Genomic DNA, 19,008 nt, shown 5'->3' on the forward strand with positions numbered 1-19,008 from the left:
TCCGGACGGAAGCCCGGAACCGGACGCTCCCCGACCCCGCGGCGACGACCCGTGCGTCTCACTCGTGCGCGATCGCCGCCAGCACGTTCATCCGGGACGCGCGCAGGGCGGGCAGCAGGGCCGCCACCACGCCGACCACCGCCGAGCCGACGACGACCGCGACGATCGTGGTCCACGGGACCGCCAGCGCCTTCATGCCCTGCAGGGCCAGCACCTGCTGGATGCACACGCCCCACACCAGTCCCAGCGCCAGCCCCAGGACCGCGCCGAACACCGCGATCACCACCGACTCCAGCCGGATCATCCGCCGCAGCTGGCGCCGGGCCAGCCCGATCGCCCGCAGCAGCCCGATCTCGCGGGTGCGCTCCACCACGGACAGCGCCAGCGTGTTGACCACGCCGAGCACGGCGATGACGATCGCGAGCCCGAGCAGCGCGTACACCAGGTACAGCAGGACGGCGATCTGGTCGTGGACCAGCTTCTTGTAGTCGGCCTGGTCGCGCACCTGCACCTGCGGATACGGGTCGAGCGTCTTCTCCAGGCGGGGGCGCAGCCGGTCGGCGCTCGTGCCGGGGGCCGCGTTCACGTACAGGGCGGAGTCCTGCCCCCCGGGCACGTACTTCTCGACGGTCCCGAACCCCAGGAACAGGCCGCCCTGCATGTTGAACCCACCGGCGGAGTCCTGGTCGGTGAGCGCGCCCACCTTCAGTGAGGTCCTGCGGTCGCCGGGGAACTCCACCGGCAGCACGCTGCCCAGCCGCACCCCGTGGTCCTTGGCGAAGTCGACGTCCATGCCGATCGCGCCGTCCGCCAGCGCCGCCGCCGAGCTGCCCTCGGCGTACGTGACATGGGCGACGTCGTCGACCCGGTCGTCGTATCCGGAGGCGGTCGTCTCGATCCGCTTGCCGTCCGGCAGCCGTACGGCCATGGGCGCGAAGCGCTGCCGTACGACGAGACCGACCCCGTCGGTGTCCCGGACGGCGTCGGTCACCTCCTGGGAGAACGGCGTGAAGTTGGCGTTCTGGATCACGAAGTCCGCGCCGAGCGTCTTGTCGATCTGCTCGTCGAACGACTTCGACATCGAGGCGCTCGCCACCGACATGCCGCCCACCAGGGCCAGACCCACCATCAGCGCGGCGGCGGTGGCACCCGTACGGCGGGGGTTGCGCAGGGCGTTGCGCTGGCTCATCCGGCCGACCGAGCCGAACAGGGCCGGGAAGGCGGCGCCGAGGACCCGGATCACGGGGCGCACCAGCAAGGGGCCCGCGATCACGGTCGCGATCAGCGTCAGGACCACGCCGAGGCCCAGCAGGGAGGCCGCGGACGCCGTCTTCGACGAGGACACGCAGCCCAGGAGCGCGGCCACGCCGAGCGCCCCGACGACCGATCCGACCACCGCGCGCACCTTCAGCGGCCGGCCGACCCCGGCGATGTCCGCGTCCGCCAGGGCCGCCATCGGCGAGACGGTGGCCGCGCGCCGGGCCGGGAGGTAGGCGGCCACGAAGGTGACGCCGACGCCGACGGCGTACGCCGCCACCGGGGTCGCCCAGCCGACGGCCATCTCCGTGGTCTTCAGGTTCATGCCGAACACGCTCATCAGCTTGATCAGCCCGGCCGCGAGACCGATGCCGGCCGCGAGACCGAGCGTGGAGCCGACCAGCCCGAGCAGCACCGCCTCGGTCAGCACCGAGCGGCGCACCTGACGGCGGTCGGCGCCGAGCGCGCGCAGCAGACCCAGTTCGCGGGTGCGCTGCGCGATCAGCATCGAGAACGTGTTCACGATCAGGAACACGCCGACCAGAACGGCGATGCCCGCGAACCCGAGCATCACGTACTTGATCACGTCGAGGAACCCGCCCAGGGACTCCGCCGACGACTTCGCCTGCTCGTCGGCGGTCTTCACCTCGTACGGCCCGGAACCGATCGCCGCGCTCACCCGCCGCTTGAGCTCGGCGTCGGACACGCCCTGCGCGGCGTCGGCGGAGACGCTCGTGGCCTTGTCCGCCGAGCCGAGGAGTTCGGTCGCGGCGACCTTGGGGTCGAGGAAGACCAGGGCCGCACCGGGGTTGGTGGTGGTGAAGGTGGCGATGCCGACGATCTCGACCTTGAAGGAGCCCGGCTGGGCCAGCACGGTGAGTGTGTCGCCGATGCCCACGTGCTTCTTGTCGGCGGTGTCGGCGTCGAGCATGGCCTGGCCGGCGCCCTGCGGGGCGTGGCCGGAGGTCAGCTTCACGGGGCTGCGGTGGGTGAGGTACCAGTCGGTGGCGATGGTGGGGGCGCCGGTGGTGGGGCCGACGGACTTGTTGTCGCTGTCGACGACGGTGATGTTCTCGACGCTGACGTCCGCGTGGGCGGAGGCGACGCCGTCCACGTCGGCGACGCGCGCGGCGAGGGAGGCGGGGACCGTCTGGACCGCGCCGCTGGGCACGTTGGAGTTCAGGTCGTCCCTGGGCTCGACCGTCACATCGGCCGAGGTGGACGCGAAGAGCCGGTCGAAGGTACGGGTCACCGTGTCGGAGAAGATCAGACTGCCCGCGACGAACGCCACCGACAGGACGACGGCGAGGGCCGACAGCAGCAGCCGTCCCTTGTGCGCGAGGAAACTCCTGAGCGTCGCCTTCAGCACCGGGTCAGTCCTCCTCGGGGGAGCCGTCCACCGGGGCGGCGGCGTCCGGCCCGGCGGTCCGGGAGCCTTCCCCGGTGAAGAGGCGCATGCGTTCTAGTACCGCCTCCGCCGTGGGGTGTTCCATCCTGTCCACTATCCGGCCGTCCGCCAGGAAGAGCACCAGGTCGGAGTGGGCGGCGGCGCCCGGGTCGTGGGTGACCATGACGACCGTCTGGCCGAGGTCGTCCACCGCCCGGCGCAGGAACGCGAGGACCTCCAGGCCTGCCCGCGAGTCCAGGTTGCCGGTCGGCTCGTCGGCGAAGATCAGCTCGGGACGGGAGACCAGCGCCCGGGCGCAGGCCACCCGCTGCTGCTGACCGCCGGAGAGCTGGGACGGCCGGTGCTTCAGCCGCTCCCGCAGCCCCAGCGTGTCGATGACCTGGTCCAGCCACTCCTGGTCGGGTCTGCGGCCCGCGATGTCCATGGGCAGGGTGATGTTCTCGACCGCGTTCAGCGTGGGGATCAGGTTGAACGACTGGAACATGAACCCGATCCGGTCCCGCCGCAGCCGGGTCAGCTCCCGGTCCTTCAGCCCCGTGATCTCCGTGTCGCCGAGCCACACCTGACCGGCGGAGACGGTGTCCAGGCCGGCCAGACAGTGCATCAGCGTGGACTTCCCGGACCCCGAGGGCCCCATGACCGCGGTGAAGCGGCCGCGCGCGATGTCGACGTCCACGGAGTCCAGGGCCAGCACCGCGGTCTCGCCGGAGCCGTATGCCTTGGTCAGACCGTGGGCCCGGGCGGCGACCCCGTCGGCTTTGGACAAGGCTGCTGTGGACAAGGAGGCCTCCTCGCTCGCATGGATGTCCGAGATTAGTGTGACCCGGCCCACATCCGGTATCGCTTTTCGGTCCCGGCGCGCCCTTGCCGCTGCTAGCACCTCGGCGCTAGCGTCAAGGTATGGCGAAGACCCAGCTGAACGTACGCGTCGACGAGGGCACGGCCCGGGCCGCCCGCGAGCGCGCCACGGCCCGCGGCATGAGTGTCAACCGCTACATCGAGGAGCTGGTCAGACAGGACGCCGGGGAAGTGGGCCACACCTTCGTGGAGGCCGCCGCCGACTTCATGAAGCAGTACGAGAACGTCTTCGCCGAGGAACTCGGCGCCGACCGCGAAGGTCGCCGCTGATCCCTTGAGCAACCTCCGTATCGATCTCGCCTGGCTCCTCATGCTCGCCGAGCAGAAGACGCCCGGGGACCCTCAGGTCACCGACTGGGGTGCCCTGGTCGCAGCGGTGGCACGCCACCAGGCCGAGATCTTCGACGTCCCCGTCTACGACGATCCGCAGGCCCGAGCGGCCGCGCTGCTCCAACTCCTCATCCACGTCCCGGCGCTGGAGCGCTCCAACGCGCTCTTCGCCTGCGCGGTCGCCTACGCCTACCTCGTCGCCAGCGGCCTGAAGGTGGTCACCTCTCCCGAACAGGTCCGGGATCTGGCCCGCCTGGTCAAGAACGGCGAGGCGTCGGTGGCCGACATCGCCCGGGAACTGCGCCAGTGGAGCCTATGAGGGCCGGCGGGCCGTACCGAGCACGGCGTACGAGAAGGGGAGCCTCGGCCCCTTCTCCGGCAGTGACACCCGCCGGTACGGGCCGAGTTCGAACCCGGCGTCCCGCAGCGCGCCGACGGCGTCGCGGGTGAGATGACAGCCGCCGGCCAGGTACGGCCAGAGCGTGCGGTCCAGGGCGCGCTGGGTGGCGCGCATCGCCCGGCCGCCGCCGGGACCGTGTTCGAGGAAGCGCAGCTCGCCGCCCGGACGCAGGACGCGCCGCAGCTCGCCCAGCGCGCGCGGCACGTCCCGCACACTGCACAGCACCAGCGAGACCACCGCCGCGTCGAACGCCTCGCTCTTGACCGGCAGCGCCTCCGCCACTCCCGGCACCACGTCGACGGGCGTCTCGGCGCGCAGGGCCGCCTCCAGCGCCAGCTGCCGCATCCGGCGCTCCGGTTCGATCGCGACGACCTCCGAGACGGCGCCCGGATAGTGCGCGAAGTTCAGTCCGTTGCCCGCGCCGATCTCGACGACCCGGCCGGAGAGCCCGGCGAGCAGCCGCTCCCGCACATCGGCGAGACCGGCCCGGGACTCCGCGGCCGTGCCGAGCGCGGCGTAGCAGCGGGCGAACAGCGGGTGGTGGACGGGATCACCGGACACCTGGCCGGAGCCGGCGGACCGTATCGGCATGACGACCTCCCGGGCAGGACGGGCCTACCGGGATTCTCCCCCGAACGGTCCCGCCGCACCCCCGCTGTCGCACCGGTCCTACCGGATGAAGTCGCGCACCTGCTCGTAGACGCCGTAGTCGTTGTTCATGTCGTTGTGCGAGACGCAGCCGACACCGACGTTGGTGGCCCCGCTCAGCAGCGCCGAGGAGTCCGGGTCGATGGCCGCGTCGCAGTTCGACCAGTAGGTCGCGTAGTTCACGCTGCCCGGCGTCTCGTCACCGGAGTTGAGCGCGGTGAGGAACGAGCTGCCGGTGACCATCTCGGAGCAGGAGGCGTACAGCCAGCTGCACCAGGAGGCGACCGAGGTGCCGTGGTTGACGCCCGCCACGGAGACGAAGTCGTCCACGTAAGCCGTCCCGCCGAGGTTCTTGAGGTAGTAGCGGGCGCTCAGCGCGCCCATCGAGTGGATGACGACGTCGACCTTGCTCGCACCGGTTCTCGCGAGCACGTTCTTGATCTCGGTGGCGAGCTGCGAGGCGGTCGTGGCGTTCGACTGGGACCAGCTGTAGGTCCACGCGTCCAGCTCGGCGGCGGTATAGCCGTCGGCCTTGAAGTCGTCGACCCAGTCGTCCCAGCTGCTGGACGAACTGCTGATGCCGTGCACGAAGACGACCGGATCGTGGGTCGCGGCCTGCGCTGTGGGGGCGGAGAACGACAGTGACAGAAGGAGCGAAGAGGCCACGGCCGAGAGGACCGCGGCGATGCGACGCTTGCGGCGCTGCATGATGCCTCCTGAAACGGGACGGGTTGCCAGGAGTGTCCGGTCGGATCTACGCGCGCCGCATCGGTGAAATCGCCGGTCTTTACTGTTCAAGTAACCCGCCAGTAACGTCAGTTGTGTGGTGACTCCTGTAAACCCCCCACGCCTCCAGGGCGCTTCGCCACCGCCGCTCCCGGACATGTGGCCGCACCCTGCCGCGTCCCTCCCCGAGGGCGTCCGAGTGCGCGTGCTGCGTCTCGTATACGGCGATCAGCGCGCCGCCGCCGAACTCGCCGCGCGGCTCACCGACCGGCAGGCGGCCGGCCTCGACCCCCTGCCCACCCACCCCGCCGACCTGGCCCCCGGCCTCCTGCGCGGCCACCGCCGGGAGATCCGCGCCCTGCCCGACGACACCCGGCTGCTGCTGCTCCTCGCCGCCGCCGACCAGTACCCCGTGGCCACCCACGCCTTCCTGCGTGCCGTCGCCGCCGCCCGCCTGGACACCCGGCGGCTGGAACCCGCCGAGGCGGCCGGGATCGCCCACGGGACCGCGGGCGGGGTCGGCTTCCGTGACGCCTGGACCCGGATCGCCGCGTACGAGACGGCCGCACCGGCCGACCGGCGTGACGTCCACCGACTGCTGGCCCGCGTCCTGCACGACCACGCCGAACTGCCCCGCCGCTCCTGGCACCGGGGGGCGGGCGCCCTCGGCCCCAGCGGGCGGCTCGCCGCGGAGCTGACGGCGGCCGCCGAGCGGGCCCGCCGGGCCGCCGACCCGGCCCTCGCCGCCGCCCTCACCGAACGTGCCGCCGCGCTCTGCCCGGACCCCCGCCACCGGTCCCGCCTCCTCGCCCACGCGGCGGCCGACGCCTGGCACGCCGGCGACTCCGACCGCTCCCGCACCCTCGCCGCCCACACGGAGGCCGAGGCGCTCAACGGCCTCCTGGCCCTGCGCACCGGCCAGGCCGGAGAGGCGTTCGACGCCCTGCTGGCGGGCGCAGGACGAGCACCCGACCGGAACCCCACCGCCACCGACCCGCCGGGAGAGGCGGCCGACCCGCCGACCGCGCCCCTTTCCGCCCCCGTCCCCCGAACAGCCGCCCACGCCGACCCCGCCGCCGAACACCTCCTGGCCCGCGCCACGGAAGCCGCCGTCTACACAGGTGACCTGCGCCGATGCCGGGAAGCCGTGCTCGTCGCACGGCGGCTCGGCATCGCGCCCCCAGGAGTGCTCGGCGGGATCGCCGCCGCCGTCGACGGGCGGTACGAGGACGCCCGCGACCTGCTGGAGGCGACCGCCGGGCGGTGCGGACCGGGCGGTGACCCGACCCTCCTCCTGCACGCCGGGATCGCCGCCCTGATGCTCGGCGACCACACCCGCGCCGCCACCGCCACCGTGCGGGCAGCGGCCGCCGCCCGCACGAGCGGCCGCGTGGCGACCGTCTCCCAGGCGATGGAGTTCCGCGCCTACGCCGACTTCTGGACCGGCCGCCCGCGCGCCGCCGAGACCGCCGCGCTGGACGCCCTACGGCAGGCGTACGCCACCGGACAGGACAACGGCGCCTGCCATCTCCAGGCCGCCCTCGCGATGTTCGCCGCGCTCACCGGCGACGGCGACCTGTGCCGGGAACGCGCGGCGGCGGCACGGTCGTACGCCCTCGCCCACGGTCTCGGCCTGCCCGCCGCGCTCGCCCAGTGGGCGCTCGCCCTCCTCGAGCTGGGAGCGGGACGCTTCGGCGCCGCCGCGGCCCGGCTGCGCGCCCTCGCCGCCTTCGGCCCCGGCCACGGCCACCGGGCCGTCCGTCACCTGGCCACCCCGCACTACGTCGAGGCCGCCGTACGCGCCGGCGACACGCGGATCGCCCGCGCCGCACACGCCGACTACGACCGCTGGGCCCGCGCCGTCCGCAGCCCCGACGACCTCGCCCTCAGCGCCCGCTGCCGCGCCCTGCTCACACCGGGCGCCGACGCCCTGGAGCACTACCGCACCGCCCTCGACCTGCATGCCGACGGTACCCGCGCCTTCGAACGCGCCCGCACGGAACTGCTGTTCGGCAGCGCCCTGCGGCGACTGCGCCGGCGCGCGGAGGCCCGCGACCGGCTGCACAGCGCGCGGGAGGCGTTCGAGTCCTTCGGCGCCCCCCACTGCGCCGACGCGGCCCGCGCGGAACTCCGCGCCCTCGGCGCCCCCGCCACCCCCGCCCGGAGGACCGAGCCCGCGACCAGCCGGCTGACCGCCCAGCAACTGCTCGTCGCCCGGATGGCCGCCGAGGGCGCCACCAACCGCGAGATCGCCGCCCGCCTCGCCCTCAGCCCCCGCACCATCGACCACCATCTGCGCGGCGTCTTCACCCGCCTCGACATCCGCTCCCGCATCGAGCTGGTACGGCTCCTGGCCGAGGCGGACACCTCCTAGGTGCCACGGCGGGCGACGTCCGCAGGCAAACGTCGCCCGCCCCGGCACTAGCGTGCGGCGCGCTCGCGGAACGCGTCCGCCTCCCACGTCCCGTCCAGCCGCGGCGCCAGCCAACCGGGCGCCGCGGTGCGGAAGTCGGCGGGGGCCAGCGCGCCCGCGCCCATCGGCAGCGCCCCCAGCAGCGGGGCCCCGGCGACGTCCGGCAGGTCGGTGATATTGCAACGCATCGCCAGATCGGGCGAGTCGGGCCAGCCTCCGATCACGACACCGAGCAACTCCACGCTTCGCGACCGCAGTTCACGGGCGGTCAGCTCCGTCGTGTTCAGCGTGCCCAGGCCCGCCGAGGCCACCACCAGCACCGGCGCCCGCAGCGCCCGAGCCACGTCGGCCAGCGTCCCGCCCGCCTCGTCGAACCGTACGAGCAGCCCGCCCGCCCCCTCGACGAGCACCACATCGTGCTCGGCGGCCAGCTTCTGCGCCGCCTCCACGACGTCGTGCGGCCGCACCGGCGCGAGCCCCGCCCGCCGGGCCGCCGTCGCCGGGGCCAGCGGCTCGGGGTAGCGGGCGACCTCGGCCGCCGTGACCGCGCCCGCGAGCCGCGCGACCTCGTCGGCGTCCCCGCGCTCGTCCGGCCGTACGCCGGTCTGCGCGGCCTTCAGGACGGCCACCGTCCTGCCCGCCGCCAGCGCGGAGGCGGCGACGGCCGCCGTGGTCACGGTCTTGCCGACCTCCGTGCCCGTTCCCGTGATCACCAGGATCGGCATGCTCATCCCTCCCGCGCCGCCGCGCTCACCGCGCGCGTGATCCGTGCCACGTCCGCGTCGCCGGTGACGTAGGGCGGCATCGTGTAGACCAGGTCGCGGAACGGGCGCAGCCAGACGCCCTCGCGCACGGCCGCCGCCGTGGCCGCCTTCATGTCCACGGCGTGGTCGAGCTGGACGACCCCGATCGCACCGAGGACGCGGACGTCCCGCACACCGGGGATCCCGGCGGCCGGCGCCAGCCCGTCCCGCAGGCCCGCCTCGATCCGCTTGACCTCCGCGTGCCAGTCCTGCCCGAGCAGCAGCTCGATCGAGGCACAGGCCACGGCGGCCGCCAGGGGGTTGCCCATGAAGGTCGGGCCGTGGGCGAGGACCGGCACCTCGCCCCGTGAGATCCCGTCGGCCACCCGGGACGTGCACAGCGTCGCCGCCATCGTCAGGTATCCGCCGGTCAGCGCCTTGCCCACACACATCACGTCCGGGGTGACCGCCGCGTGCTCCGCCGCGAACAGGGCGCCGGTGCGGCCGAACCCGGTGGCGATCTCGTCGAACACCAGCAGCACGTCGTGCGCGTCGCACGCCTCGCGCAGCACCCGCAGATAGGCGGGGGAGTGGAACCGCATCCCGCCCGCACCCTGCACCACCGGCTCCACGATCACCGCCGCCAGTTCGTCCGCGTGCCGCTCGATCGCGGCCCGCAGCCGTTCGGCGTACGCCTCCTCGTACGCGACCGGAGGCGGGTCCACGAAGACCTGACGGGGCAGCACCCCGGTCCACAGGTCGTGCATCCCGCCCTCGGGGTCGCACACCGACATCGGCTGCCAGGTGTCGCCGTGGTAACCGCCGCGCCAGGTCAGCAGCCGCTGCTTGCCCGGCCGCCCGAGCGAGCGCCAGTACTGCAGGCACATCTTCACCGCGACCTCGACCGACACGGAGCCCGAGTCGGCGAGGAAGGCATGCTCCAGGCCATCAGGAGACATGTCGACAAGGAGCTTTGCCAGCCGTACCGCGGGCTCGTGCGTCAGCCCCCCGAACATCACATGGCTCATCCGCCCGAGCTGTTCCCGTGCGGCCTCGTTCAGCACCGGGTGGTTGTAGCCGTGGATCGCCGACCACCAGGACGACATGCCGTCGACCAGCTCGCCGGAGCCGTCGGCGAGCCGCAGCCGGACCCCGCTCGCCGACTCCACGACGAGCGGGTCCACCCGGCCGGGCATCGGACCGTACGGATGCCAGACATGCCGCCGGTCCAGCTCCAGCAGCCGGGAGAGGGACAGCTCAGGCATTGGGCGCGAGGTCGGTACCGGCGCCGCGGCGGCGCACGGCGACCAGGTCCGTCCGCGGCTCGCTCGCCGCCGGAGCGGCGGCAGCGGCGGTACCGCACACACCGTCCCCGTCATGGGACCCGCAGCCCGCGCTCTCGTGCGATCCGCAGCCGCCTTCGTGGGACCCGCAGCCCCCGCCCGCGGCCACCCGGTGTTCCGGCAGCGTCACCTCGCCCGCGCCCTCCACCTCGAAGCCCGCGTCCGCGATCATCTCCAGGTCGGCCCGGCCGGCCTGCCCCTCGGTGGTGAGGTAGTCGCCGAGGAAGATCGAGTTGGCCAGGTGCAGGGCGAGCGGCTGCATCGTGCGCAGATGGACCTCGCGGCCGCCCGCGATGCGCACCTCCACGTCCGGGCACACGAACCGGACCATCGCCAGGATGCGCAGACAGCGCTGCGGGGTCAGGTTCCACTCCTTGGCGAGCGGGGTGCCCTCGACCGGGATCAGGAAGTTGACCGGCACCGAGTCCGGGTCCAGCGCGCGCAGCGAGAAGACCACGTCGACCAGGTCCTCGTCGCTCTCGCCCATGCCGGCGATCAGACCGGAGCAGGCCGACAGGCCGGCCGCGTGCGCCTTGCTCACGGTGTCGACACGGTCGGCGTAGGTGTGCGTGGTCGTGATGTCCCCGTACGTCGACTCGGACGTGTTGAGGTTGTGGTTGTAGGCGTCCGCGCCCGCCTCGCGCAGCCGCTCGGCCTGCCCGTCGGAGAGCAGTCCGAGGCAGGCGCACACCTCGACGCCCTCGTTCTGGTCCTTGATCGTCTTGATGGTCTCGGAGACACGGTCCACGTCACGGTCGGTGGGACCGCGCCCGGACGCCACCAGGCAGACCCGCTTGGCGCCGCCTGCCAGCCCGGCCGCCGCCGCCCGGGAGGCCTCGTCCGGCTTCAGCCAGGTGTACTTCAGGATCCCGGCGGTGGAGCCGAGCCGCTGGGAGCAGTACGAACAGTCCTCGGGACACAGCCCCGACTTGAGATTGACGAGGTAGTTGAGTTTCACCCGTCGTCCGAACCAGTGCCGGCGCACCTTCCCGGCCGCGGCCACCACGTCCAGCACGTCGTCGTCGGAAGTGGCCAGGACGGCCAGCGCTTCCTCGCGGGTCGGCAGCTCGCGCCGAAGCCCCTTGTCCACCAGCGTGTTCAGCAGGTCCATGAAAGCCGATCCTGTCTTACCGACCCGCTTCGGGCCAAGGTAGGGATCACACAACACACCCGGTTCGACGTGTGGGTATTGCCACACCGTGGGTAGCGATCGCTGCCGCTAGTGTCTGTCCGCTACCTACAAAAGCCCTGGAGGACCCATGGCGTTCGGCTGGATCGACGAACAGGCGGAGCTGCGCCGGCGGGCCGGACTCGTACGGACGCTGCGCCCCCGCCCGGCCGACTCCCCGCTGCTCGACCTCGCGAGCAACGACTACCTGGGCCTGTCCCGCCATCCGGAGATCCAGGAGGGGGCCGCGGCGGCCGCGCGGACCTGGGGCGGCGGCGCCACCGGCTCCCGGCTGGTGACCGGTACCACCGAGCTGCACACCGAACTGGAGCGGGAACTGGCCGACTTCTGCGGGGTGGAGGCGGCCCTCGTCTTCTCCTCCGGGTATGCCGCCAACCTCGCCGCGGTCACCGCGCTGGCCCCGCACGGCTCCCTGATCGTCTCCGACGCGGGCAACCACGCCTCGCTCATCGACGGCTGCCGGCTGGCCCGGGGCACCACCCAGGTCGTGGCGCACGCCGATCCGGACGCCGTGGGCAAGGCCCTGGGCACGCACGACGGCCCGGCGGTGGCCGTCTCCGACACGGTCTTCTCGGTCGACGGCGACGCCGCCCCGCTGGCCGCCCTCGCCGCCGCCTGCCGGGAGCACGGCGCCGGACTGGTCGTGGACGACGCCCACGGGCTGGGCGTGCTGGGCAACGGCGGCCGGGGCGCCCCGTACGAGGCGGGGCTCGCGGGCGCCGCGGACGTGGTCGTCACGGTGACGCTCTCGAAGTCGCTCGGCAGTCAGGGCGGGGCCGTACTGGGCCCCGCGCGCGTGATCGACCATCTCGTCAACGCGGCCCGGACCTTCATCTTCGACACCGGTCTCGCCCCGGCCGCGGTGGGCGCGGCGCTGGCGGCGCTGAGGCTGCTGCGCCGGGAGCCGCAACGGCCGGCGCGCGCGCGTGAGGTGGCCGCCGAGCTGCACGCCCGGCTGACGGCCGCGGGCTTGGAGGCGGTACGTCCGGACGCCGCGGTCGTCTCCGTGCGTGCGCCGTCCCCGGAGGGGGCCGTGCGGTGGGCGGCGGACTGCCGGTCGGCGGGGCTGGCGGTGGGCTGCTTCCGGCCTCCCTCCGTGCCCGACGGCATCTCACGCCTCAGGCTCACCGCCCGCGCGGACCTCTCCGGGGCCGAGCTGGAACGCGCTGTACGGGTGATCGGGGAGACACGACCATGAGTCGGCGTGACACGGCCGCGGGCCGCCCCTGCGGACGAATGACGGTGATCGGACGGCTGTGATCAGCCGGGTGATCAGCGGAACGCGGCGGTGAAACCCGACCAGCTCTCGGGGGAGAAGAGCAGGGCGGGCCCGGCCGGGTCCTTCGAGTCGCGTACGGCGAGCAGCCCGGCCGAGGGCCCGCAGGCCGGCCGGGCGGTCTCCACGCAGTTGTTCGCTCCCGTGCTGTAGCTGCTGCGCAGCCACCGCACCTCGGGGAGAGCGTGGGGATCGGTGCTGCAAGGTACGTTCCGAGGCAGTGCAGACATGGTGCCTCCCTACGCGCCGTCAGCTGTCGCGGCGATGTAATCCAGTGTTTCCTCGGGCGAGAGCGCGTGTGCCCGAAGGGCGTCGAAGGCCTCGGTGTAGGCCTCGAGGTCTTCTTTCCGTTCGAGATAGAGGCTACTCGTCAAGTGGTCGAGAACAACCACATCCAGATCAGAAGTGCTCGAAAATGAGAAGATAACGAAAGGGCCGGTTACTCCGATATGCGCCCCGGCGGTGAAGGGCAGTACCTGGAGCCGCACTTGGGGCAGTCGCGCCGCCTCCATCAGCCGGTCGAGCTGACGGGCCATGACCTCGGGGCCGCCCACCTCCCGCCGCAGCACCGCCTCGTCCAGCACCGCGCTCAGCCGGAACGGCGGCTGCCTGCGCAGGACGTCCTGACGGGCGATCCGCACCTCCACCAGCGTGTCGAGCTGGTCCTCGTCCGCCCCCTCCACCGCCGCCCGGGTCACCGCGCGCGCGTACTCGGGCGTCTGGAGCAGCCCGGGGACCACGGTCGTCTCCAGCGTGCGCATCGCGTCCGCCTGCGACTCCAGGCTGATGAAGTCGCGGTAGACGGCCGGCAGGACCCCGCGGTAGGCGTGCCACCAGTGGTCCCGTCCACCGCTCTCCTCCGAGCCGGCCAACGCCAGCATCAGCTCCCGCAGCTGCGGGTCGGTCACCGCGTAGGCGTCGAGAAGTAACCGCACATCGGCCGGTTTCGTACCACTGGTGCCGGTCTCGATGCGGCTCACCTTGGACTGGTGCCAGCCGACGAGCCGGGCCGCCTCACCGCTCGTGAGCCCCGCCCGGGCGCGTAAACTGCGCAGTTCGGCGCCCAGCTTCCGGCGGCGCACCGCGGGACCGTGCTGCATGGGCTCCTCCTTACTCCTTGCGGGCCCTCCCCATACGCTCCGCCGGGGCAGAGTTCACCGCATCGGGCGACAGATATATGCATATCTTGGTGGATCGCCACCCGGGACCGGCGCGGTAATGGCAGGCTGGCGAAGAAGCACCGGTCCGGGACCGTACTCGAACCATCCGCAGCGTGTCGGACCCCGGTCCCGTGGGAAAGGGACGAGGTCGCCATGGCAGACCATCTGGAAGCATCCATCACTCTGCCGAGCGATCCCGCCTCGGTCTCCACGGCCCGCGGATTCGTGGCCGGCACCCTCGGAGAATGGGGTCTGCCGGCGGACGCGGAGGCGGCCGACACCATCCGGCTGATCGTCTCCGAACTCGCCACCAACGCCGTACAGCACACCTTCGGTCAGTCACCCACCTTCACGGTGGACCTCGTGCTCGACCGTGACGAACACCTGAGCATCGGTGTCACGGACAGCCACCCGCGTTTCCCCAAACGACTCCCGGCCGCCGTCCAGCAGGACAACGGCCGAGGCATGGTGATCATTCGCTGGCTGACCGCCGAGTGCGGCGGCCGGCTGCGATTCCGGCCCACCCGCGAGGGCGGCAAGACGGTCATCGTCGAACTTCCCTGGACCGCCCCGGCGGAGCCGGAGCCGGTGCAGGAACCGGTGGCGGGGGCCCTGACGACCCCGCCGACGGGCGAGCTCCCGGGCCGGTGACGACGCGTCGGGGACGCCGTCACCGCCACGGGAAGACACCGGGGGTCAGCGGACCCGGCCGTACCAGACGCTCTTCGTCCAGATCTTCTGCAGCCTGACCACGTCTCCCGTCTTGGGCGAGTGCCAGATCTTGCCCTTACCGGCGTAGATCCCGACGTGGTACACGTTCGAACCCGAGTGGAAGAACACCAGGTCGCCGGCCTTACGGCTGGAGGCCGAGATGTGCTTGGTCTTGTTGTACTGCTGAGCCGCCGTCCGCGGGAGCTTCTTGCCCGCCTTCTTGAACGAGTACATCGTCAGCCCGGAGCAGTCGAACCTCTTCGGCCCGGCGGCCCCGTACCTGTACGGGGAACCCTTCTTGGACGCCGCGACCTGAAGTGCCTTCGTCGCCGGTGTGGCAGCCGCCGCGTCGGAGGCGACACCGGGGATCACGATCGAGCCGCCCACGGCGGCGATGGCGAAGGCCGAGGCCGTACCGGCCCGGGCCATGAGCGACGGGACACGATTGAGCGCAGTCATGCGCAACCCTTCGTCAACCGCCTGTGAAGGGTGACCTGTCGGATTCGGGCTGACAAAGGTGCCCGGCCGCTCTCGCGGCTTCACCCCAAGGGCTGCTCGGCCCGGTCATGGCGTGACCGGTTCCGGCGACCCGTCGTGCTTGGGTCCTCCACTCCTGCCGATGCACTTCTGTCGACCGGTCAATCCGGGCAGCGGCAGGACTCGGCGTCCGCCCGGACCGCCCCGCCGCTTGTGGCGGGGACTTGTCGTCAGACAGGGATCTTGACTCACCGTTGACCGAAAATCCCAATGGAACCGGGGATTTGTGGGGTTACTCACCACTCACCCGTTCGGGTGGACACCCTGATGGGCGATCAGCTGTCAAGGGGGCCAAAGGGCCCCCGACCTGCGGCGCTACCCCTGGTGCCGCTCCGGAAAACGGCGCCTTCGGCGACATGCGCGCGCTCGCAAAAGGAGCCACCGCTACGCCGAACGGGGGTAACTCGTCTGGTGCGTTTCGAGTCCGGCCCGGACGTCACGTTCATGACGCGGACACTCCGGACCGGACGACCGTGCGTCAACTGTCGGAGAGCGGAGGCACCGTGACGCGCGCTGTCCGGCGCTCCCCGTCCAGGACGCGCAGCGCCCGCGCGAGGGTGGGCGCGTGCAGCTCGTTCTCGCCCCGCTGGTGCATCAGCGTCAGCGCGTCCCGGAGCTCCGCCGCCCTGGCCACCAGCGCCTGGGCGGCCCGCAGTCCCCGGTACGTGTCCCCGTGGTGCGCCGGGTTGATCCGCCCGAGCAGGTCCACCACGTCCAGGTAACGGTCGATCAGCTCGGCCTCGGCGCGGGTCAGCGCGGGCAGCGGCGGCAGCTCGGGAACCATCGCCGGCTCACCTCACGCCCGGTGTGCCGGCCGAGCTCCTGCGGCTCGGGACCACCCCGTCCAGCAGGCCGTACTCCACGGCCTGAGCCGCGGTCAGGATCAGGTCCCGCTCGATGTCCTCGGTCACCTGTTCGGGGCTGCGCCCGGTGTGCCGTACGAGCATCTCCTCCAGCAGGTCCCGGGTGCGGGCCAGTTCCTCTGCCTGGATGGCCAGGTCGCCGGCCTGCCCCTCGACGGGCTCCGGCAGCGACGGCTGCCGGATGACCACCCGGGCGCCCGGGAGCGCGAACCGCTTGCCCGGTGTGCCCGCCGCCAGCAGCACCGCCGCCGAGGAACCGGCCTGGCCCAGGCAGGTCGTCTCCACGTCACAGGTGACGTACCGGACGGTGTCGTAGATCGCGGTCATCGCGCTGAACGAGCCACCCGGGGAGTTGATGTACAGCGCGATGTCCCGGTCGGGGTCCTTGTGCTCCAGATACATGAACTGGGCCATCACGTCGTTCGCCGAGGTGTCGTCGATGGGCGTCCCCAGGAAGACGATCCGCTCCTCCAGCAGCTTCGAGTACGGATCCATCGTGCGCTGTCCGAAGCTCGTGCGTTCGGTGAACTCGGGCAGGACGTGACGGGCGGACGGTCGGGTCATCGGAAACCCCTCCTTCTGCGTCGGGCACCTCTGTAAAAAATGTACAGGACGTACGTGACGTTAGAATGGGGTCATGGCCTACGAGATTCCGGTGACGCAAGCCAGGGCTGAACTCGCCGACCTGATCAACCGGGTGGTGTACGGCGGGGAGCGGGTCGTCGTGACGCGGCACGGCAAGCCCCTGGTCGCCCTGGTCTCCGCCGCCGACCTGGAGCGACTCGACGAGCTGGACCGGCCGGCGGAGGAGCAGGTGATCAGGTCGGTCTCCGCCGTGCGCGAGGTCGGTTCCGCTCCCCGCGAACGCCAGCGGTTCGGCATCGCGGCCGAGCACCGGGGGCCGAACCCGTCGTAGACGGCGCGAAGGCCGCGCACCGCCGGGGTGCACGGCCTTCGAGCGGGCCGGGGGGTCAGCCGAGGAGCGCGGGCTCCCGGTCGGCGCCCGGCTCCGGGCGGGCCTGCGTCCGCGTCTTCAGCCGGGCGCCCAGCAGCACCGCCCCCAGGCCGAAGGCGGCCCACCCGGCCAGGGTGAGGGCGGGGCCGGTCGCCGCCGCGCCGTCGAAGAAGGAGACCGAGCGCAACAGGCTCGCGCCCGCGCCCGGCGGCAGCCACTGGCCGATCATCCCGACCGGCTCGGGCAGCATCCGCGGGGCCGAGGCCGCCCCCGAGAACGGGTTGCCGAGGAACATCACCACGAAGGCCGTCGCGCCGATGCCCGGGGTGCCGAACAGCGCGGCACAACCGGCCACGGCCGCGCTCACCGCCAGCGTCGACAGCCCCAGCACCGCGGCCTCCGCCCACCAGTCACCGGTGAGCACCCCGAGCCAGCTGTGTGCCAGCGCCGCCCCGACCAGCGCGACCAGGGCGGCGGCGCCGACCAGCGCGATCACCGCGCGGAAGCCGCGCAGCCGCAGCAGGGTCACCACCGCACCCGCCATGATCCCGGCCAGCGCCAGCGGCAGCACGCTCGCGTTCAGGGCCGCGCCGCGCGGGTCGGCCGACGGGGTCGGCACCACGTCCACCGTCTTCACCTGGCGGCCCTCGGCGGCGGCCTGCTCCGTCACCGCCTGCTGGAGCAACTGGGCCACGACCGGGCTCGCGGCCGAGGCGGTCAGCAGTTCGGGTCCCTGCGCGGTGACGACCACCGCGCCGTATACGGTCCGGTCCTCCACGGCGTCTCGGGCGGCGGCCTCGTCGGCGTAGCGATGAATCTCGAAGGCGCCCTCGTGTGCGGCCAGTTGCTTCGCCACCTGGGCCGTCGCGGCGGCCGGTCCGGCCACGCCGAGCGGCAGATCCCGGGGTGCGGTGCGGGCGGCGGGCCAGGCGAAGGCCCACAGGGCGAGGGCGGCCAGGGTGGGCACGAGCAGGACGGCGGCGATGAGGCGTCGGGTGGCGGACACGGATTCCCCCAGGCGATTTTAAAAGAAGGATCGTTCGTTTTTTCTGTGCCACCACCGTGCTCCCGGGTCTGCCGCTTGTCAAGAAGGAATGTTCGTTTTACGTTACGGTCATGGCACGCGTATCCCAGGCCCACCTCGACGCCCGCCGCCGCCAGATCCTCGACGGCGCCTCGGTCTGCTTCGCCCGCAACGGCTTCCACGCCACCTCCATGCAGGACGTGCTGAAGGAGGTCGATCTCTCGGCCGGAGCGGTGTACCGCTACTTCGGCGGCAAGGAGGAGCTGATCGCAGCGATCGTCTCCGAGGTGCTCGGCCAGGTCCGCTCGGCCTTCGAGGAGGCGGTCGAGCTCGACCCGCCGCCGACGCCCGACGTTCTCGTGGTCTCGGTCCTCGGCCGGTCCCTCGCCGCCCGCGAGTCCCTGACCGTCGACGGCAGGCCGGCCTTTCCCCGCCTCGTCGTCCAGGTCTGGACGGAGACCCTGCGCAACGAGGAGCTCGCGGCCGTCCTGCGGGAGGGCTACGGCGCGGTGCGCGAGGCGTGGGGGCGGATCGTCGAGGTCTATCAGGCCGCCGGGATGATGCGGAAGGACGTACCCCCGGACCACGTGGCGCGCACGATGATCGCCACCGTACTGGGCTTCCTCGCCCAGCAGTCGCTGTTCGGGCCCGCGCCGGTCGAAATCCTGGGGGACGGGCTGCGCGCCTTGATGAGCGTGTCGCAGCCGCGACAGGAAGGCTGAGGATCACATCTTGGTTAACTTGCTCGAAATGCGGTCCAACTAGCCTGCCCCTCCACGCCACCAGGGACTTTGGCCCGTGGCCGCGGCAACCGGGCCCCGCACGGTCCGGAGCGAGGATGTGAGGTGGGACGTGCAACTGACCCCGCACGAGCAAGAGAGGCTGCTGATCCATGTCGCGGCCGACGTCGCCGAGAAGCGCCGGGCCCGCGGGCTCAAGCTCAACCACCCGGAGGCCGTGGCCCTCATCACGGCCCACATCCTCGAGGGCGCCCGGGACGGCCGTACGGTCGCCGAGCTGATGTCCTCCGGACGCAAGCTGCTCACCCGGGACGACGTCATGGAGGGCATCCCCGAGATGATCCACGACGTCCAGGTCGAGGCCACCTTCCCCGACGGCACCAAGCTCGTCACCGTCCACGACCCGATCGTCTGACGGGGGAGGCCG

At 72.4% G+C, this 19,008-nt stretch carries 21 protein-coding genes and 1 riboswitch; of the genes, 8 read left to right on the plus strand and 13 right to left on the minus strand.

Annotation, left to right across the window (positions count from 1 at the left end; translation table 11 throughout):
* Window positions 1–58: 58 nt before the first annotated feature.
* Together ACIBVL_RS30840 and ACIBVL_RS30845 are read right to left on the minus strand one after the other, a co-directional pair.
* Window positions 59–2,626: an ABC transporter permease gene (locus ACIBVL_RS30840; RefSeq protein ID WP_399102120.1), complete on the minus strand. Its 2,568-nt coding sequence runs from the start codon at window positions 2,624–2,626 to the stop codon at window positions 59–61.
* 4 nt (window positions 2,627–2,630) lie between these two features.
* Entirely contained in the window at window positions 2,631–3,446 is an 816-nt protein-coding gene (locus ACIBVL_RS30845) for an ABC transporter ATP-binding protein (protein WP_399102122.1), read from the minus strand.
* A 119-nt stretch (window positions 3,447–3,565) separates the two neighbouring features.
* On the opposite strand from ACIBVL_RS30845, the gene ACIBVL_RS30850 reads away from it, so the two are divergent.
* Together ACIBVL_RS30850 and ACIBVL_RS30855 are read left to right on the plus strand one after the other, a co-directional pair.
* Window positions 3,566–3,793: an antitoxin gene (locus ACIBVL_RS30850; RefSeq protein WP_399102124.1), complete on the plus strand. Its 228-nt coding sequence runs from the start codon at window positions 3,566–3,568 to the stop codon at window positions 3,791–3,793.
* Between the two features lie 4 nt (window positions 3,794–3,797).
* Window positions 3,798–4,172, plus strand: coding sequence for a fic family toxin-antitoxin system, toxin component (locus tag ACIBVL_RS30855; protein WP_399102126.1), 375 nt, complete (start codon window positions 3,798–3,800; stop codon window positions 4,170–4,172).
* On the opposite strand, the gene ACIBVL_RS30860 is transcribed toward ACIBVL_RS30855, so the two are convergent.
* Both ACIBVL_RS30860 and ACIBVL_RS30865 read right to left on the minus strand, forming a co-directional pair.
* Window positions 4,167–4,844: a class I SAM-dependent methyltransferase gene (locus ACIBVL_RS30860; protein ID WP_399102128.1), complete on the minus strand. Its 678-nt coding sequence runs from the start codon at window positions 4,842–4,844 to the stop codon at window positions 4,167–4,169. The genes ACIBVL_RS30855 and ACIBVL_RS30860 overlap by 6 nt on opposite strands.
* A 78-nt stretch (window positions 4,845–4,922) precedes the next feature.
* Window positions 4,923–5,609: an esterase/lipase family protein gene (locus ACIBVL_RS30865; protein WP_399102130.1), complete on the minus strand. Its 687-nt coding sequence runs from the start codon at window positions 5,607–5,609 to the stop codon at window positions 4,923–4,925.
* A gap of 175 nt (window positions 5,610–5,784) precedes the next feature.
* On the opposite strand from ACIBVL_RS30865, the gene ACIBVL_RS30870 reads away from it, so the two are divergent.
* A complete protein-coding gene (locus tag ACIBVL_RS30870) occupies window positions 5,785–8,001 on the plus strand; it encodes a LuxR C-terminal-related transcriptional regulator (protein ID WP_399102132.1) in 2,217 nt (738 codons plus the stop codon).
* A gap of 47 nt (window positions 8,002–8,048) precedes the next feature.
* Here the strand turns inward: ACIBVL_RS30870 and bioD are convergent, their stop codons facing one another.
* Genes bioD through bioB form a run of 3 tightly spaced genes read right to left on the minus strand, consistent with a single transcriptional unit; the run spans window position 8,049 to window position 11,237 of the window.
* On the minus strand, window positions 8,049–8,765 hold the full coding sequence (bioD, locus tag ACIBVL_RS30875) for a dethiobiotin synthase (RefSeq protein WP_399102384.1): 717 nt from the start codon (window positions 8,763–8,765) through the stop codon (window positions 8,049–8,051).
* Between the two features lie 2 nt (window positions 8,766–8,767).
* Window positions 8,768–10,048 (minus strand): adenosylmethionine--8-amino-7-oxononanoate transaminase, encoded by a 1,281-nt coding sequence (locus tag ACIBVL_RS30880; protein WP_399102134.1) that lies wholly within the window; start codon window positions 10,046–10,048, stop codon window positions 8,768–8,770.
* Window positions 10,041–11,237: a biotin synthase BioB gene (gene bioB / locus ACIBVL_RS30885; protein WP_399102137.1), complete on the minus strand. Its 1,197-nt coding sequence runs from the start codon at window positions 11,235–11,237 to the stop codon at window positions 10,041–10,043. The genes ACIBVL_RS30880 and bioB overlap by 8 nt, the downstream gene beginning before the upstream one ends.
* A 148-nt stretch (window positions 11,238–11,385) precedes the next feature.
* On the opposite strand from bioB, the gene ACIBVL_RS30890 reads away from it, so the two are divergent.
* A complete protein-coding gene (locus ACIBVL_RS30890; protein ID WP_399102140.1) occupies window positions 11,386–12,513 on the plus strand; it encodes an 8-amino-7-oxononanoate synthase in 1,128 nt (375 codons plus the stop codon).
* A 74-nt stretch (window positions 12,514–12,587) separates the two neighbouring features.
* On the opposite strand, the gene ACIBVL_RS30895 is transcribed toward ACIBVL_RS30890, so the two are convergent.
* Both ACIBVL_RS30895 and ACIBVL_RS30900 read right to left on the minus strand, forming a co-directional pair.
* Window positions 12,588–12,821: a DUF397 domain-containing protein gene (locus ACIBVL_RS30895; RefSeq protein WP_399102142.1), complete on the minus strand. Its 234-nt coding sequence runs from the start codon at window positions 12,819–12,821 to the stop codon at window positions 12,588–12,590.
* Between the two features lie 9 nt (window positions 12,822–12,830).
* On the minus strand, window positions 12,831–13,691 hold the full coding sequence (locus ACIBVL_RS30900) for a helix-turn-helix domain-containing protein (RefSeq protein ID WP_399102144.1): 861 nt from the start codon (window positions 13,689–13,691) through the stop codon (window positions 12,831–12,833).
* A gap of 213 nt (window positions 13,692–13,904) precedes the next feature.
* Here ACIBVL_RS30900 and ACIBVL_RS30905 point away from each other — a divergent pair, with 213 nt between their 5' ends.
* The gene (locus ACIBVL_RS30905; protein ID WP_399102146.1) at window positions 13,905–14,402 is read left to right on the plus strand and encodes an ATP-binding protein; all 498 of its coding nucleotides are present in this window, start codon (window positions 13,905–13,907) and stop codon (window positions 14,400–14,402) included.
* 45 nt (window positions 14,403–14,447) lie between these two features.
* On the opposite strand, the gene ACIBVL_RS30910 is transcribed toward ACIBVL_RS30905, so the two are convergent.
* The 3 genes from ACIBVL_RS30910 to ACIBVL_RS30920 form a co-directional block, all read right to left on the minus strand.
* Window positions 14,448–14,921 (minus strand): C40 family peptidase, encoded by a 474-nt coding sequence (locus ACIBVL_RS30910; protein WP_399102148.1) that lies wholly within the window; start codon window positions 14,919–14,921, stop codon window positions 14,448–14,450.
* 3 nt (window positions 14,922–14,924) lie between these two features.
* A riboswitch (cyclic di-AMP (ydaO/yuaA leader) is annotated at window positions 14,925–15,128 on the minus strand.
* Between the two features lie 349 nt (window positions 15,129–15,477).
* Complete coding sequence (locus ACIBVL_RS30915) at window positions 15,478–15,783, minus strand: hypothetical protein (RefSeq protein ID WP_399102151.1); 306 nt, start codon at window positions 15,781–15,783, stop codon at window positions 15,478–15,480.
* Between the two features lie 7 nt (window positions 15,784–15,790).
* Window positions 15,791–16,426 (minus strand): ATP-dependent Clp protease proteolytic subunit, encoded by a 636-nt coding sequence (locus ACIBVL_RS30920; RefSeq protein WP_399102153.1) that lies wholly within the window; start codon window positions 16,424–16,426, stop codon window positions 15,791–15,793.
* 73 nt (window positions 16,427–16,499) lie between these two features.
* On the opposite strand from ACIBVL_RS30920, the gene ACIBVL_RS30925 reads away from it, so the two are divergent.
* Window positions 16,500–16,778 carry a type II toxin-antitoxin system Phd/YefM family antitoxin gene (locus ACIBVL_RS30925; protein WP_399102155.1) on the plus strand — a complete coding sequence of 93 codons (279 nt, stop codon included), beginning with the start codon at window positions 16,500–16,502 and terminating at the stop codon, window positions 16,776–16,778.
* A gap of 55 nt (window positions 16,779–16,833) precedes the next feature.
* On the opposite strand, the gene ACIBVL_RS30930 is transcribed toward ACIBVL_RS30925, so the two are convergent.
* Window positions 16,834–17,823, minus strand: coding sequence for an ABC transporter permease (locus tag ACIBVL_RS30930; RefSeq protein WP_399102157.1), 990 nt, complete (start codon window positions 17,821–17,823; stop codon window positions 16,834–16,836).
* 110 nt (window positions 17,824–17,933) lie between these two features.
* Here ACIBVL_RS30930 and ACIBVL_RS30935 point away from each other — a divergent pair, with 110 nt between their 5' ends.
* Together ACIBVL_RS30935 and ACIBVL_RS30940 are read left to right on the plus strand one after the other, a co-directional pair.
* Complete coding sequence (locus ACIBVL_RS30935; protein ID WP_399102159.1) at window positions 17,934–18,563, plus strand: TetR/AcrR family transcriptional regulator; 630 nt, start codon at window positions 17,934–17,936, stop codon at window positions 18,561–18,563.
* A gap of 130 nt (window positions 18,564–18,693) precedes the next feature.
* Window positions 18,694–18,996 (plus strand): urease subunit gamma, encoded by a 303-nt coding sequence (locus ACIBVL_RS30940; protein WP_334583814.1) that lies wholly within the window; start codon window positions 18,694–18,696, stop codon window positions 18,994–18,996.
* Window positions 18,997–19,008: the final 12 nt, after the last annotated feature.

Source organism: Streptomyces sp. NPDC049687 (assembly GCF_044465285.1).
Classification (GTDB): Bacteria; Actinomycetota; Actinomycetes; order Streptomycetales; family Streptomycetaceae; genus Streptomyces.

Bases quoted from the DNA above. Each gene is read 5' to 3' on its own strand.
- ACIBVL_RS30915 (WP_399102151.1), bottom strand. From the start codon at position 15,783: ATGGTTCCCGAGCTGCCGCCGCTGCCCGCGCTGACCCGCGCCGAGGCC.
- bioB (WP_399102137.1), bottom strand. From the start codon at position 11,237: ATGGACCTGCTGAACACGCTGGTGGACAAGGGGCTTCGGCGCGAGCTG.
- ACIBVL_RS30880 (WP_399102134.1), bottom strand. From the start codon at position 10,048: ATGCCTGAGCTGTCCCTCTCCCGGCTGCTGGAGCTGGACCGGCGGCAT.
- ACIBVL_RS30850 (WP_399102124.1), top strand. From the start codon at position 3,566: ATGGCGAAGACCCAGCTGAACGTACGCGTCGACGAGGGCACGGCCCGG.
- ACIBVL_RS30920 (WP_399102153.1), bottom strand. From the start codon at position 16,426: ATGACCCGACCGTCCGCCCGTCACGTCCTGCCCGAGTTCACCGAACGC.
- ACIBVL_RS30910 (WP_399102148.1), bottom strand. From the start codon at position 14,921: ATGACTGCGCTCAATCGTGTCCCGTCGCTCATGGCCCGGGCCGGTACG.
- ACIBVL_RS30860 (WP_399102128.1), bottom strand. From the start codon at position 4,844: ATGCCGATACGGTCCGCCGGCTCCGGCCAGGTGTCCGGTGATCCCGTC.
- ACIBVL_RS30905 (WP_399102146.1), top strand. From the start codon at position 13,905: ATGGCAGACCATCTGGAAGCATCCATCACTCTGCCGAGCGATCCCGCC.
- ACIBVL_RS30895 (WP_399102142.1), bottom strand. From the start codon at position 12,821: ATGTCTGCACTGCCTCGGAACGTACCTTGCAGCACCGATCCCCACGCT.
- ACIBVL_RS30890 (WP_399102140.1), top strand. From the start codon at position 11,386: ATGGCGTTCGGCTGGATCGACGAACAGGCGGAGCTGCGCCGGCGGGCC.
- bioD (WP_399102384.1), bottom strand. From the start codon at position 8,765: ATGCCGATCCTGGTGATCACGGGAACGGGCACGGAGGTCGGCAAGACC.
- ACIBVL_RS30865 (WP_399102130.1), bottom strand. From the start codon at position 5,609: ATGCAGCGCCGCAAGCGTCGCATCGCCGCGGTCCTCTCGGCCGTGGCC.
- ACIBVL_RS30925 (WP_399102155.1), top strand. From the start codon at position 16,500: ATGGCCTACGAGATTCCGGTGACGCAAGCCAGGGCTGAACTCGCCGAC.
- ACIBVL_RS30900 (WP_399102144.1), bottom strand. From the start codon at position 13,691: ATGCAGCACGGTCCCGCGGTGCGCCGCCGGAAGCTGGGCGCCGAACTG.
- ACIBVL_RS30935 (WP_399102159.1), top strand. From the start codon at position 17,934: ATGGCACGCGTATCCCAGGCCCACCTCGACGCCCGCCGCCGCCAGATC.
- ACIBVL_RS30870 (WP_399102132.1), top strand. From the start codon at position 5,785: ATGTGGCCGCACCCTGCCGCGTCCCTCCCCGAGGGCGTCCGAGTGCGC.